11 protein-coding genes are annotated in these 13,834 nt (G+C 42.2%); 7 read left to right on the forward strand and 4 right to left on the reverse strand.

Going from position 1 to position 13,834, the window contains the following annotated elements:
• Positions 1-43: 43 nt before the first annotated feature.
• Entirely contained in the window at positions 44-1,483 is a 1,440-nt protein-coding gene (gene tig / locus FIS9605_RS0116150) for a trigger factor (protein ID WP_026733523.1), read from the reverse strand.
• A gap of 746 nt (positions 1,484-2,229) precedes the next feature.
• On the opposite strand from tig, the gene FIS9605_RS0116155 reads away from it, so the two are divergent.
• The 3 genes from FIS9605_RS0116155 to FIS9605_RS0116165 all read left to right on the forward strand — a co-directional run bounded on the left by FIS9605_RS0116155 (position 2,230) and on the right by FIS9605_RS0116165 (position 6,359).
• Entirely contained in the window at positions 2,230-3,273 is a 1,044-nt protein-coding gene (locus FIS9605_RS0116155) for an aspartate-semialdehyde dehydrogenase (RefSeq protein ID WP_026733524.1), read from the forward strand.
• Positions 3,274-3,409: 136 nt separating this feature from the next.
• Entirely contained in the window at positions 3,410-4,294 is an 885-nt protein-coding gene (dapA, locus tag FIS9605_RS0116160; RefSeq protein WP_026733525.1) for a 4-hydroxy-tetrahydrodipicolinate synthase, read from the forward strand.
• A 292-nt stretch (positions 4,295-4,586) separates the two neighbouring features.
• Complete coding sequence (locus FIS9605_RS0116165) at positions 4,587-6,359, forward strand: ribonuclease J (RefSeq protein WP_026733526.1); 1,773 nt, start codon at positions 4,587-4,589, stop codon at positions 6,357-6,359.
• Between the two features lie 158 nt (positions 6,360-6,517).
• Here the strand turns inward: FIS9605_RS0116165 and FIS9605_RS0116170 are convergent, their stop codons facing one another.
• The gene (locus tag FIS9605_RS0116170; RefSeq protein WP_026733527.1) at positions 6,518-7,723 is read right to left on the reverse strand and encodes an anion transporter; all 1,206 of its coding nucleotides are present in this window, start codon (positions 7,721-7,723) and stop codon (positions 6,518-6,520) included.
• Positions 7,724-8,130: 407 nt separating this feature from the next.
• On the opposite strand from FIS9605_RS0116170, the gene FIS9605_RS0116175 reads away from it, so the two are divergent.
• Positions 8,131-8,508 carry a Mo-dependent nitrogenase C-terminal domain-containing protein gene (locus tag FIS9605_RS0116175; protein ID WP_026733528.1) on the forward strand — a complete coding sequence of 126 codons (378 nt, stop codon included), beginning with the start codon at positions 8,131-8,133 and terminating at the stop codon, positions 8,506-8,508.
• Positions 8,509-8,573: 65 nt separating this feature from the next.
• Here FIS9605_RS0116175 and FIS9605_RS0116180 read toward each other — a convergent pair whose 3' ends face one another.
• A complete protein-coding gene (locus tag FIS9605_RS0116180; RefSeq protein WP_026733529.1) occupies positions 8,574-10,424 on the reverse strand; it encodes a caspase family protein in 1,851 nt (616 codons plus the stop codon).
• Positions 10,425-10,700: 276 nt separating this feature from the next.
• Between FIS9605_RS0116180 and FIS9605_RS37245 the strand changes: the two genes are divergently transcribed.
• The 3 genes from FIS9605_RS37245 to FIS9605_RS0116195 all read left to right on the forward strand — a co-directional run bounded on the left by FIS9605_RS37245 (position 10,701) and on the right by FIS9605_RS0116195 (position 12,159).
• Positions 10,701-11,180 (forward strand): hypothetical protein, encoded by a 480-nt coding sequence (locus FIS9605_RS37245; protein ID WP_051470042.1) that lies wholly within the window; start codon positions 10,701-10,703, stop codon positions 11,178-11,180.
• A 45-nt stretch (positions 11,181-11,225) separates the two neighbouring features.
• Positions 11,226-11,399 carry a 50S ribosomal protein L32 gene (rpmF, locus tag FIS9605_RS0116190; RefSeq protein ID WP_026733530.1) on the forward strand — a complete coding sequence of 58 codons (174 nt, stop codon included), beginning with the start codon at positions 11,226-11,228 and terminating at the stop codon, positions 11,397-11,399.
• 163 nt (positions 11,400-11,562) lie between these two features.
• Positions 11,563-12,159: a sulfite oxidase-like oxidoreductase gene (locus FIS9605_RS0116195; RefSeq protein ID WP_026733531.1), complete on the forward strand. Its 597-nt coding sequence runs from the start codon at positions 11,563-11,565 to the stop codon at positions 12,157-12,159.
• A 261-nt stretch (positions 12,160-12,420) separates the two neighbouring features.
• Here the strand turns inward: FIS9605_RS0116195 and FIS9605_RS0116200 are convergent, their stop codons facing one another.
• Positions 12,421-13,803, reverse strand: a complete 1,383-nt coding sequence (locus FIS9605_RS0116200; protein ID WP_026733532.1) for an aldehyde dehydrogenase — start codon at positions 13,801-13,803, stop codon at positions 12,421-12,423.
• Between the last annotated feature and the right edge of the window lie 31 nt (positions 13,804-13,834).

A 13,834-nucleotide genomic window follows, 5' to 3' on the forward strand; every position in this document is an offset into this window, starting at 1 on the left:
TGAATAAGGGCAGGTTTGCAAACCTGCCCCTACTTTTGAATATCTATTGTGCTTCTGCTGAGGCTGTCTCCTCTGTTGGAGACTCACCATCTGTGGTGGTTTGTTCCTGAGTTTCGGGTGTAGTTTCTTGAGCAACTTCCTCTTGAGTACTCAACGAACCTTCGGGCACTAGTTCAACCGTTGCATGTTCCAAGAGCCAATCAATGGTTTTTTCAGTCAACAGTTCGTCTTTGACAACTTCTTGCAACCTATCCTCGTCAACGTCTTGTCCAGAGTACTGTTCCATGAGTTCTTTGACTCTGGCTGCGATTTCTTCATCACTTACTTGGATGGATTCGCGTTTGCCGATTTCTTCAAGGGCAAGCGATCGCTTCAGGCGATCGATTGCTTCATCGCGAGAACGCTGCCGTAATTGCGGAATTATATCAGCAGTAAAAAATTTCTTGACATCCAACCCTTGCTGCGACAATCGAATAGCTGTTTGTGTCAGCATGTTATCGACTTCCCGCTCAATCATCGTTTCTGGCAAGTCAATTTCCACATGCTTGAGCAGTTCTTTCAACAAGGCTTCCTGCTTGTTGTCTTTGGTTTTCTGTTCAGCTTCTTTTTGAAATCTATCTTCTAAAGAAGTACGCAATTCCGCCAAAGTTTGGTGTTCGCTGACTTCTTGAGCAAAGTCATCATTCAATTCTGGCAGTTCTTTTTCCTTGAGTTCTTTCAGCGTTACCGTAAAAATAGCTGGTTTTCCAGCTAAATCTTCATTGGGATAGGGATCGGGAAAAGTTGCGGAAATTTCCTTGGTTTCTGTGGGATTCATCCCCACAATCCCCGTGACAAAACCGGGAATAAATTTATCTTCCTGTAACTCTACTTGAAAATCAGTTGCCTCCCCACCAGGAATGGCTTGGGGTTCTGTCGCTTCGTCTTCGCCTTCAGCTTTTGCTAGCACACCTTTAAAATCAACTACGGCAATATCGCCTAACTGTGCTGCCCGTCCTTCTACCGGAATTAACGTCGCCATTTGCTGACGTTCATTTTCCAAGACTTGATCCACTCGTTGTGGGTCGTACTTAATTTCTTCAGCTTTGATTGCCAACCCCGTATACTGGTTGAGAGTTACTTCTGGTGGCACATCGACGCTCGCAGAAAAAGTCAAGGGTTTACCTGGTTCATAATTATTAATCAAGTCATCAAACGATGAGCGTAATTGCGGTTGCCCAATCGCCTTGATGTCTTCTTGTTTTACAGCTTCTGTGATGCCATCCTGAATGAGTTCTTCCACCGCTGCTGCCTTAATGCGAGTTATCCCTAGGCGCTGTAGCAATATCTGCCGTGGCACTTTGCCTTTGCGAAACCCAGGAATATTGGCAGAACGAGTTAGGTTTTGAATGACTTGTTCGTAAGTTTGCTTGGTCTTTTCCGGCGTAATCTCTATTTCCAGACCGATTTGACTGGAGGGGAGTTTTTCCTGGGTAACTTTCATGCTTAATCTCTATTGCTTTCTGCTACTATTTTTTTACTTCTTGCTTGTACAACAGACGCGATCTGTCGCTTCTGGTGGGTTTTTCCTGGTAGGGACGGGAATATACCCACAAAACTTCATCAGCTTTTCGGATGGGTGTTGGTGAACAGAGATCCAGTTTACTGCCAATGCGAAAGCTCTTGACACTTTAGCGCAAATAAGTTTATGTATCTAACCTCCTCATTGGTTTTTTCCAACAGAACTGACTGCGTGATATCCTGGTTCTCAACCAGTCGTTTTAATTTGCAATTGCTCTTGCACTATATAAGCTCAGTTGCTTGATGGAGGGGAGCAGATTTGTTATTCTTCGCTCCTCCTGTCTGAGTAAACCATTTCGTTTGTTGCCTTGCTGGCTTTAATCCATTTGGATCATAGTACATCCATTCTTCTAAGAGCCTTTCTCTATTGATGACCCCCTTTTGTTCAGCTCAGATGTAACTGCCAGTCTTTTGTCGCCATCTGGCGATTTGCTGTATAATATATAATCTATAAATTTGCCAAGAAATTAATAGTTAATTGTTGTAAACTGCGAGATCAATTTTTTAATACCAAAAGAATAAATGTATTAAGTTAAAAATAAACTTTATTAATGAAAATATTAAAATCTGCAAATTTATTGAAAACCTGCTTTTGCCATTTGCATATGCATCAATCGTGAATTTTGATCAAAAATTATTTGCACAAAAACCTTGAAGGAGGAAGCTAGTTTGTCTAATTCCTATCGTGTAGCTATTTTGGGAGCGACTGGTGCCGTTGGCAGGGAGTTGCTGGAATTATTAGAAATTCGAAATTTTCCAATATCAGATTTAAAGTTGCTAGCCTCAGAACGCAGTGCCGGACAAAGACTGCCGTTTAAAGGGGAAAATTTCTTGGTAGAGTCAGTTAGTGATGCGATGTTTGAAAATGTGGATCTAGTACTGGCAAGTGCAGGAGGTTCCACATCTAAAACTTGGGCATCAATAGCAACAGAAAAAGGAGCAGTGGTAATTGATAACTCCAGTGCTTTTCGGATGAATCCAGAAGTTCCTTTAGTAGTTCCAGAGGTGAATCCCCAAGCCGCAGCAAATCACAAAGGTATCATTGCCAATCCCAACTGCACTACAATTTTGATGACAGTAGCAGTGTGGCCGTTACACCAAATCAAACCAGTAAAACGCATTGTTGCCGCAACTTATCAGTCTGCAAGTGGTGCGGGTGCGAAAGCAATGGAAGAAGTAAAAACCCAAGCCAGAGCTATTCTAGAAGGCAAACAACCAGCTGCTGAAGTATTTCCTTACACCTTGGCGTTTAATTTGTTTCCGCATAATTCCCCATTAAACGATTGGGGATACTGCGAAGAAGAAATGAAAATGGTCAACGAAACGCGGAAAATTTTTGGCGATCAACAGATAAGAATTTCTGCAACTTGTGTACGGGTTCCCGTACTCCGCGCTCACTCAGAAGCAATTAATCTAGAATTTGATACATCGTTTAGCCCGGAAGAAGCCAGAGAAATTTTAAGTAAATCTCCTGGAGTGAAATTGGTAGAAGATTGGCAGAAAAATTATTTTCCTATGCCAATGGAAGCAACAGGTCGAGATGAAGTTTTAGTAGGCAGAATTCGTCAAGATATTTCTCATCCTTGCGGTTTAGAACTGTGGTTATGTGGCGATCAAATCCGCAAAGGTGCTGCATTGAATGCTGTACAAATTGCCGAATTATTAGTAGAAAAAAATCTTTTGAAACCAAAGGCGTCATTGGTTGGTGGATAGTAGTTAGTGGTTAGTAGAACAATTTCCTACTAACTACTATCTACTAACACATTACCCTTGAAACTAATTTACAAATAGGTTATTACAATATAGAACCACCAAAACACAAAAAACAAAAAATTAGGAGTGAAAAAGGGTGGTAAATTTTGGTAGAGTTTTAACTGCAATGATTACGCCGTTTAAAGAAGACGGTAGTGTCAATTATGATGTAGCAGCAAAACTAGCTGCACATCTAGCAAACAACGGTACGGATACAGTGGTGGTTTGTGGGACGACGGGAGAATCTCCTACCTTAAGCTGGGAGGAAGAATATCAGTTATTTTCTGTCGTGTTAGAAGCGGTGGCAGGCAAAGCACTTGTGATGGCAGGATGCGGTTCCAATTCCACCAAAGAAGCGATCGCCGCTACTCAAAAAGCAGCTAAAATAGGAGTACATGGTGCTTTACAAGTTGTTCCGTACTATAACAGGCCACCCCAGGAAGGACTTTACCAACATTTTCAAGCCATCGCCCAAGCTTCTGCGGACTTTCCCATATTGTTATACAATGTGCCGGGTCGTACAGGTCAAAACCTCAGTCCCGAGACTGTTGCCCGGTTAGCTGAAATTAAAAACATTGTTGGTATCAAAGAAGCAAGTGGAAATTTAGATCAAGCGAGTGAAGTTCGTCGCTTGACACCTAAAGAATTTCAGATTTACTCTGGAGATGATTCTTTAACCTTGCCATTATTAGCAGTCGGGGCCAAAGGTGTAGTTAGTGTTGCTTCTCATCTGGTGGGTAACGAACTACAACAGATGATTCAAGCCTTTAGTTCAGGTGAAATTTCAGTCGCTACCGACATTCATCTGCGGCTTTTCCCATTATTTAAAGCTTTGTTTGTGACAACGAACCCAATTCCAGTCAAGAAAGCATTACAACATCGAGGCTGGCAGGTTGGTTCAACTCGTCCGCCGCTATGTGAAGCTGACGCAAAAGTCACTCAACACTTAGAGGTGGTGATGAAAGAACTTCATTTACTTTAGTTAGGAACTAGAATATAGGACACTTTTGTAGTCAAACACGGCTAAAGATACATAAGAAAAATTCTAAGTAATTTTGACAATGTAACAGGTAAGTACCCTGTGCTACGACAAAGAAATTACTAATAAGTTCTTGTTGTGTAAATTTTATTTTATTGAACATATCGAAACAATAAAAAATCTCATAAAAGCTGGACTACTTTCTCACAGATCTTTATAGACAGAAATTTTCAACTGTCTTAACAGACCTCTAAAATCTCAAAAATTTAACGACAAACAACAATCTCAGGAGAAAATGGCTAAAAACGAAATTAATTCCGCCCTAAAAATTATTCCGTTGGGCGGCTTGCATGAAATTGGTAAAAATACTTGTGTATTTGAGTATGAAGATGAAATTATCTTGCTAGATGCAGGATTGGCATTTCCTACGGATGGAATGCATGGAGTCAACATTGTCCTTCCGGACATGACTTATGTGCGGGAAAATCGCCATAAAATTAAAGGTATGATTGTCACCCACGGTCACGAAGACCATATCGGTGGGATTGCTTTTCACCTCAAGCAATTTGAAATTCCCGTGATTTACGGGCCTAGGCTAGCAATGGCAATGCTAGAGGGCAAATTAGAAGAGGCGGGAGTGCGCGATCGCACAGAATTAAGAAGTGTCCTTCCCCGCGATGTGGTGCGAATTGGCAAACACTTCTTTGTGGAATATATTCGCAACACTCACTCCATCGCCGATAGTTTCACCGTCGCCATCCATACCCCACTCGGCGTAATTATCCACACCGGAGATTTTAAATTTGACCATACCCCTGTAGATGGCGAACATTTTGACTTACAACGCCTAGCCGAACACGGTGAAAAAGGCATTCTGTGCTTGATGAGTGATTCGACTAACTCAGAAGTACCCGGATTCACACCTTCAGAACGTTCAGTTTATCCCAATTTAGAACGGGTTTTTACTCAAGCCTCTGGGCGACTGTTCGTAACCACCTTTGCTTCTAGCGTGCATCGTATTAACATGATTTTGCAGTTAGCGCAAAGGTATAATCGCGTCGTCTCGGTTGTTGGGCGTTCGATGCTAAATTTGATTGCCCATGCCCGCAATCTCGGTTATATCAAGTGTAATGACGACTTACTTCAGCCGTTGCATGCTATCCGGAATTTGCCGGATGAAAATGTGCTGATTTTGACAACTGGTTCCCAAGGCGAACCGATGTCAGCCCTGACCCGCATTGCCAACAAAGAACACCCCCATATCAGAATTCGCCAAGGAGATACAGTAGTATTCTCAGCTAACCCGATTCCTGGGAATACCATTGCTGTGGTCAACGTCATCGATAAATTGATGATGCAAGGTGCGAATGTCGTCTATGGTCGGGACAAAGGTATCCACGTCTCAGGGCACGGCTGCCAGGAAGACCAAAAGCTGATGCTAGCATTAACCCGACCCAAGTTTTTCTTGCCTGTTCACGGCGAACATCGGATGCTAGTTAAGCACTCCCAGACAGCCCAAAGTATGGGTATACCGGCGGAAAACATGGTAATTATACAGAATGGCGATGTTATAGAATTGACAGAAGAATCAATTCGCGTCGCAGGGAAAGTACCATCTGGTCTGGAATTGGTGGATACTTCCGGTTCTGGTATGGTCAGTGCCAAAGTCTTGCAAGAACGGCAAAAGATGGCAGAGGAAGGTATTGTCACCATTGCAGCAGCAATCGATTGGAGTGGCAAGCTGATGGCTAAACCAGAAATTCACCTGCGGGGTGTAGTAACGAGCATTGAGCGATCGCTCCTGCAAAAGTGGGTACAACAGCGGATAGAAGAAATTCTCAGCGTGCGCTGGTCAGAATTTGCCCAAGGTTTTGAAAGTGACCAACCAGAAGTAGACTGGGGTGGATTGCAAGAAGTGCTAGAGCGGGAAATGGCGCGTTCTATCCGTCGCGAATTGCAATGTCAGCCAACCGTAACATTGTTGATGCAAATTCCTGATGAGCCGCCTGTGAAAGTTTCTGACGGCAGAAGGCGGCGTACACGTACCGCTGCTCAGGTAGCATCGTAGGGAATTAAAAATATAAATAGTAGGGTGTGTTAGCTGGCACTAACACACCCTAATTTTTTTGTGGGGAGAGTTAATGAATCCATATTTATAGTAGGGAACAGGGAACAGGCTTGAAAGCCCCTTGGTGTCAGGGTTTTATGAGCAGATGATGTCCTAACCTACCTGGCAACAGCTATATAAACCAGAAGTAAAGTTAACACTGTCACTGGTACGCCAAAGCGCAGATGTTCCCAAAAGGTCAGCTTGTAACCTAACTCAGCGGCGGCTTCTACGACTATTAAGTTTGCTACCGAACCAAACAAAGTTAAGTTACCAGCTAAAGTTGACCCCGCTGCTAACAACAACCAGGACTGAGTATCATCTTTGGGAATTAAGGGTTGCAGTAGAAGTACCGCAGGAACATTAGAAATTAAGTTCGACAAAATTGCTGTAACTCCCAAAAGACCAGTAGGAGAGTTGATTGCATAGGTAAAAGGCTTGAGCAAATTCAACTTTTGTGTGACTTTACTCAAAATAAACAGTCCAGAAAACATCACCAGCAGGTTCCAATCTACTTTTTTGAGAATGCGCTGTGGTTTGATCCGGCGGGTGACAAGCAACAAGCTAGCGGCGACTAAAGCAGACTCTGCTAAAGGTAAACCAACAGTAAAAGCAATTAACAATCCGGTGGTTATTGTTAAGGTTTTGTAAAACAGAGGTTTGAAGATGCGCTGGTTCCCGGTGGGCAAATGTTCGCAAGGCACAATTGAGCGTACATTTGGATAAAGCAAGCACAGTAGAATTACCTGAATTGCTAAGCCTGTTACTGCAATTGGAGCCATTGCCCGCATAAAATCCAGGTAACGGATGTCTGAGAAGGAGCCAATCAAGATGTTTTGAGGATTACCGCTCAAAGTGGCAACAGAACCAATATTAGTTGCTCCTGCGATCGCCAATAAATAAGGTACGGGGTTCAATCTCAAGGCTTGAGTCAAGCTCAAGGTTAATGGTGTAAAAATTAGCGCCAAGGTGTCATTGAGAAAAAAGGCGGAAAGAATGCCACTGCCAAAGGTTAACGCCACTAATAAGCCCAAGGGGCTACGGGTAAAACGCAAAAGCAGCGACAGTGCTTGCGGGAAAAACCCTGCATAGGAGAGGTTGGCGTTAACCACCATCATGCTTAACAAAAACACAATCGTGGTGGCATCAATCGCATCCCATGCCTCTTGTAGACTCAATACACCCAGAGCAATCAAAAAAGCAGACCCTACTAAGGCAATCGTGGCACGGTTCATGCGTAAACCAGGCAGGTAGCCCAATGCCAAACCCAGATAGGTCAGTCCCAAAACGCCATAGATGGCAAATTTGTAAATATTTGGTAACATCTTTAGTTGGTCATTCGTCGTTGTTTAGCCAGAAATCACAAAAGATAAAGAATGACCTCTAAGTATAAAGTATTAAATTTAACTAATAATGTGCTCAGTAGCAACCTTAGTTATAAATTTTCTGCAAAAAAAGTTTGTAAATGTTACATTAATATCTGTCCAAAGGCAGATGTCTTTATTAAAATTTAAACTATGTCAAGTTATGAACAAGATACTACTATCACACTTCCGATTCCAGGGAAATTGCGATTAACTTGACGTATTAATAAGTAGGTTCTGATCAAAGTGGCTACTTAAAGACAAGACAGCATCTCTGTCAGGACAAGAATCTTCCGGGAAATGCCGTTGTTGGGTTGTATATCTTCACCGGAGTGGTGAAGACCCTCAAGGAAAAAGAGGAGTAAATGATGAAGGTATTCGATAATACCACAAAAAAGATTTTTTTTGCTAGCTGGGTATCGCTAAATCCAACCGAAGCTAGTCACGCTAATGTCATTCAGCTGGGTCGTCCAGTATCCAAGCTTCATATTGATATTCTCCAGCCTTTGCGTCACTGGCTAGACCGCGTTCAAGTCCGCGATCGCCAACTAGCACACCGATTGTGCCAATACATTCCTGCTCAGTGTCCCTTTGAGCGTGATGTGAAGTTATTTGGTAAAACCTTGTTGCACATACCCCCGATGTGCAAGCTCAACCCCTTGTACGAAGAAGTAGTAAGCTTGCGTTTCCGAGCGCTGTGCTATCTAGCTGATGAGTGCGGCGAGGATATATCGCAGTATTGTTAGTAGATAGTAGATAGTAGTTAGTAGATAGTAGGTAATCGCTAACTACTAACCACTAACCACTAACTCTATTGACTTTGCCACTTTTGGAGTTCTTGCTGAGCTTTGTTGTATGCAGATGTCCCCTCTGGAACTAAAGCAGCTGTTTGTATTGCTGCTCTGAATTGTCCTCTAGAGGCACGACGCATAGCAAGCTTTAAAATTGTTTCACTCCATTGATTCATCGATTTTTGAGCTTCCTCAAAGCCTGGTTCTCCTGGTGAAACTTTTTTAGCAACTTCGATAGCGCGGTTATAGGTAGACGCCTGTCTTGGTTGAATTAAAGCATTAGCAGCATCTAAAAGAGTTTTGTTAGCCATATACTGCTTTGCTTGTAGCCGCCACTGGTTGATAGCCGTTTGTGCTTGTGAATAAATTGCCTGATCTGGGCTAATTAACTCGGCAGCAGCTATTGCTTTAGCATATTTTCTTTGGTTAGCACGACTTTGGGCTAGATTTAAGATCATGCTGCTCCAAATCTGAATATTTGTTTGTGCTTGTTCGTATTGTGGTTCACCAGGTTTAACATTTCGGGCTTTAGCGATCGCTACGCTGAGATCGCTAGCCTGGTTTGGTCTCAGAGACATTTTCGCCAAGTCCGATATGGCTTGGTCACGCTTGATTGACTGAGAATCAAGGGCTGTTGGCGAGATTGCTTGACTTTTTTGTAAAGATGGTGGAATTGGTGGTAAATTCTCAATTATCTTGGTGTTACGAGTAGTATTAGTAACACTACTACGAGTCATTTCTTTAGGTGATACAGGAAGTATCTCTGTTTCGGCATCATCATTAGCTGTTTTGGATGAAGTTGAGAACACCTCCACAGTTGTTTTAAAACCTGCTTGGTTGCGGAAATAAACTACTCCAAACAAGCCCAGAACTATTGTCGTACCTGCACCCCATAACATTAATGGTTTCCAAAATGAGGAGGTGTTTGCTGTCGCCGCCCCTTTGTTTTCCGAGTTATTTGTTATAGCTGCGGTGGGGAGTGGGGAGTTGGAACCCGCCCACGGCGCAGCCTCCCCTACTCCTCCTCCTCCTGTACCCCACCTAATCGTGTCTGTTATGATTCTGTCAGCATTAGGGTCTAGTGAAGGCGTTGAAAGGGCAGCAGCGAAAATTTCTTCAGAAGCAATTGTGGCTGTATCTTCTATTGACGGCAAGATTCCTTGCTGCCTAGAGGGAATAACAGTAACAGGATTTTGTGTAGGACGCCAGTAGTGTTGACATAGTTCTGGTGTGCGGAGGCTCAGGTATCTTTCTAGATCCTCTAAAGTGTTACCATTGCCAGACCGTAAAGTTTCTAATACTGCTGCTGTAAAAAATCCGTGACCGAGTTCGCTACTTTCGTGGGAAAATTGTTCCGGTTGACAAGACAGAATTGTGGGAATTTGGAATTCTTGAGCTAGTTCAACTGTTTCTTGCCCAACGAGAGCATTTGCTTGGGTTGCAAAAGCACGGTTGATATCAAGCAATAATAATGCATCAAGTCCAGCTATTTGCAGACTTTGCATCAGCGCTCTTAATTCTATGCCAGTTTCCTCTATGCGTTCGGGGTTTCCTTCTTGTGGCATTAAGTAATCTTGTCCATTGTGGTTGACGCCATAACCACTAAAGAAAAACCACAGTCGGTCTTGAGGTTGCCAACACGCTGCTGCTAAATCTTCCAGCAAAAGCAGAATGTTTTCTTTTGTAGGGTAAGTAGATCTGTCACCCAAAGGCGGCGAAGTGTCTGTCATTAACAGACACTGTTGCTGCAAAAAACCTGCTTCTACTACTAAAAAATCCTTTAACGCCTCGGCATCGGCTTGAGCACACCCTAAAGGTTGAAAGAACTGATATTGATTTATGCCAATGGCGATCGCCCAGTTATTTGCCATCGCGCTTTCTGCCGGTTATTTTTTGCTTACTTGAAATCGCGGTTGGCTTTGCTGAAAAAACAAAGCTAACCTATGTCTTATGGCCTAGGTGGTCATCATCTCATTAATAGATGAAATGTCATTTTTATTACTTGCTTAACCAAGAAAATACGTTCATAGGATTTAACTTCATTTTTCATAGTGAGGAGTATATAGGTCATGAGGAATTGCTGTCATCAATCATCAAGCAGATTTTCCTGGGGAAATCGAAATTTTCTCAAGAGTTTCATTCAACTTATGCCATCAATCGCCAATAAAATCCGGATAGGTTATGCAGTAGTTTTGCTGGGTGCAGCAGTTCCTATGTGGCTTTTGTGTGAAGCGATCGCACTCCAGACTGTGCAAGCTTACACCGCCAGAGTTGACCTCGCTATTGACCGCCTGCCAGAAGAAAACTACGAAACCCTAATGCAAAGAGCAGAAGCGGCTGCAAGAGCAGCGGCTCAACGCAGTTTTGACCAAGATATCTTGGTGACAGATGTTTCCATCTATATTTCCGTACAAAATCATGGAGCGATCGCACCAGTTTTAGAGTTAGCAGTTAGTCGGCAACAATGGCGCAATCGTCCCGATCCGCGACGTTGGGCAAAATATTTCAAAACAGCGCGATCGCTTCTATATTTTGGGGATAATTTCAAAACCCCCACTACCACCCAACCACCAGCCAACAACCAACAACAAACAACCACCAACCAACAACCAACACAGACACGTTAATGGCTTAGAATAATAAGGTTGTCAAAAATTGCGTTATCCGCTACTATGGCTGTTCCAAAGAAGAAAACATCTAAATCTAAACGCGATAAACGTAGAGCTACCTGGAGGCACAAAGCCGCTGTTGAAGCCCAAAAAGCTCTTTCTCTCGGCAAGTCGATTTTGACTGGACGTTCTACATTTGTTTACCCAACTGCTGAAGAAGAGGAAGAAGAGGAATAATAATTCCAGAGTCAAGAGTCCAGAGTCAATAGTCCATAGTCAAGAGTTTTTAACTAGTGACTATTGACAATTGACCATTGACTATTCATTACCTATGACCGATTACCGAAAAGCATATAAAAACTAAAGTGTCTTTTTAAGAAGACTTATTTTTCTGGTGACTATGCTAGGAAAATTTTTTCAAAAGCCGACGCAAGAACAGGGCGATCGCGTTCCACCCGGTCAACATTTGGCTAAGGGCTTTCCTGTTTTAACTTATGGTGCGACTCCCCAAGTCAGCACAGATGAATGGGAATTTCGCGTCTGGGGTTTGGTACAACCCAAGACTTTTACTTGGTCAGACTTCATGGCCCTACCTCAGCAGGAATTTACTGCTGACTTCCACTGTGTAACCCGCTGGTCTAAACTCGATGTCAAGTGGACTGGGATTAAAGTGACAGACTTTATGAAACTAATTGAAGTCGATCCGAAAGCAGCCCACGTTATGGAACACTGCTACGGCGGCTACACTACCAATATTTCAATGGAAGATTTTCTTAGAGAAGAAAATTTCTTTGCCTTTAAATTATTTGGTGAACTGTTACCCGCAGAACATGGCGGGCCAATGCGGCTGGTGGTTCCCCACCTTTATGCTTGGAAAAGTGCCAAGTGGATTAACGGCCTGGAGTTTCTTCAGCGCGAAGAACTTGGTTTTTGGGAACGCAATGGCTACCATCGCCGGGGCGAACCTTGGGCGGAGGAACGTTATAGCAGTTTTTAAGTTTTCCCCAATAGCAAGTATGTAGTAGGGTGAGCTTTGCTAGCCCTTTGGTGGTGTAATCCTAAACAATAAGTCTTCTTCGTGTCTTGGTGTCTTTGTGGTGAAAAAATAAATTTTATTTAACCACCAAGACACTAAGACACCAAGTCGAATCAGGAAAAATCAGGTAATGAAAGCATATTTTTCACCCACCTTGAAAGGGCTAGGTGAACTTTGCTTACCCTATTTGTTTAATATATGGATATATGCTAGCCTTGGTAACTACCCAATAATTTTCTTCAAGAAAGACAATTTGCTCTTAGTATAGGGAGCGTATCGCCATTTTAAATCCAGCCAAAAGGGATTGTGTAACACGCTTTTATAGTGAGAAAAGGTGTCAAAACTAGATTTACCGTGATAGCTACCGATACCGCTATCACCTACACCACCAAATGGTAGAGATGAAACACCGATCTGCATGACTGTTTCATTGATACATGCAGTTCCGGATGAAGTGGCTTGTAAAATTTGCTGTTGCAGGTTTTTGTTATTAGAAAATAAGTACAAAGCTAAGGGTTTTGGTTGAGAGTTGATTAGGGCGATCGCCTCTGATATATCTTTGTATTCAATCACAGGTAGAATGGGGCCAAAAATTTCATCCTGCATCACAGGATCTGCTAAGGAGATATTTCCAATTACTGTTGGAGCTATATAAAGTTCATCTCGGTTTGTTTCGCCACCAATGCAGGTTTCACCACTATTGAGAAGACTTGCTAACCTGTCAAAGTGTTTTTGATTAATAATTCTGCCATAATCAGGACTACTAGCAGGATTAGCTTCATAAAATTCTTGAATACACTTTTTAATTTCAGATAATAAACTTGCTTTGATTTTGTGATTAACTAATAAATAATCAGGAGCAAGACAAGTTTGTCCGGCATTGATGAACTTACCCCAAGTAATCCGTCTGGCGGTATGTTCAATATGAATGTCAGTATCTACAATACAAGGATTTTTGCCACCTAATTCTAGAGTGACAGGTGTGAGATGTTTGGCTGCTGCTTCCATAATAATTTTGCCGACAGCAGTACCTCCAGTGAAGAAGATGTGGTCAAATTTTTCTGCTAGTAGTTTTTGACTAGTTTCTACACCTCCTTCTACGACTGTTATATATTCTGGCTGGAAATATTTAGCGATAATGTTGGCAACGAGACTAGAGGTATGCGGGGCAAGTTCTGAAGGTTTGAGGATGGCACAGTTTCCAGCAGCGATCGCTCCGATTAATGGTGAAATAGTTAACTGAAATGGATAGTTCCAAGCACCAATAATTAAAACCACTCCTAGCGGTTCTGCATAAATTTGTGCTGAAGCAGGAAGTAATTGCCAAGGAACTTGTGCTTTTTTAGGTTTAGTCCAAACCTTAATATTTTTGAGACAATATTCAATTTCTTTGAATACCAATACAATTTCTGAAGAAAATGTTTCAAATTCCGGTTTATTTAAATCTGCTTTTAAAGCCTGATAAATTGCTGCTTCATTATCTTTGATGGCTTGTTGTAAAATTTTAAGCTGGTCAATACGAAAAGCAATATCTTTAGTTTTACCTGTGGATAAAAAATCTCTTTGTTTACGAATAATATCAGCGATTGATAATTCAGTATTCATATTTTTGCTATCAGAAAATAAATTTAATTTG

It is taken from the genome of Fischerella sp. PCC 9605, assembly GCF_000517105.1.
Classification (GTDB): Bacteria; Cyanobacteriota; Cyanobacteriia; order Cyanobacteriales; family Nostocaceae; genus PCC9605.

Coding starts and splice junctions, on each gene's coding strand:
- tig (WP_026733523.1), bottom strand. CDS start 1,483: ATGAAAGTTACCCAGGAAAAACTCCCCTCCAGTCAAATCGGTCTGGAA.
- FIS9605_RS0116165 (WP_026733526.1), top strand. CDS start 4,587: ATGGCTAAAAACGAAATTAATTCCGCCCTAAAAATTATTCCGTTGGGC.
- FIS9605_RS0116170 (WP_026733527.1), bottom strand. CDS start 7,723: ATGTTACCAAATATTTACAAATTTGCCATCTATGGCGTTTTGGGACTG.
- FIS9605_RS0116175 (WP_026733528.1), top strand. CDS start 8,131: ATGAAGGTATTCGATAATACCACAAAAAAGATTTTTTTTGCTAGCTGG.
- FIS9605_RS0116180 (WP_026733529.1), bottom strand. CDS start 10,424: ATGGCAAATAACTGGGCGATCGCCATTGGCATAAATCAATATCAGTTC.
- FIS9605_RS37245 (WP_051470042.1), top strand. CDS start 10,701: ATGCCATCAATCGCCAATAAAATCCGGATAGGTTATGCAGTAGTTTTG.
- rpmF (WP_026733530.1), top strand. CDS start 11,226: ATGGCTGTTCCAAAGAAGAAAACATCTAAATCTAAACGCGATAAACGT.
- FIS9605_RS0116195 (WP_026733531.1), top strand. CDS start 11,563: ATGCTAGGAAAATTTTTTCAAAAGCCGACGCAAGAACAGGGCGATCGC.
- FIS9605_RS0116200 (WP_026733532.1), bottom strand. CDS start 13,803: ATGAATACTGAATTATCAATCGCTGATATTATTCGTAAACAAAGAGAT.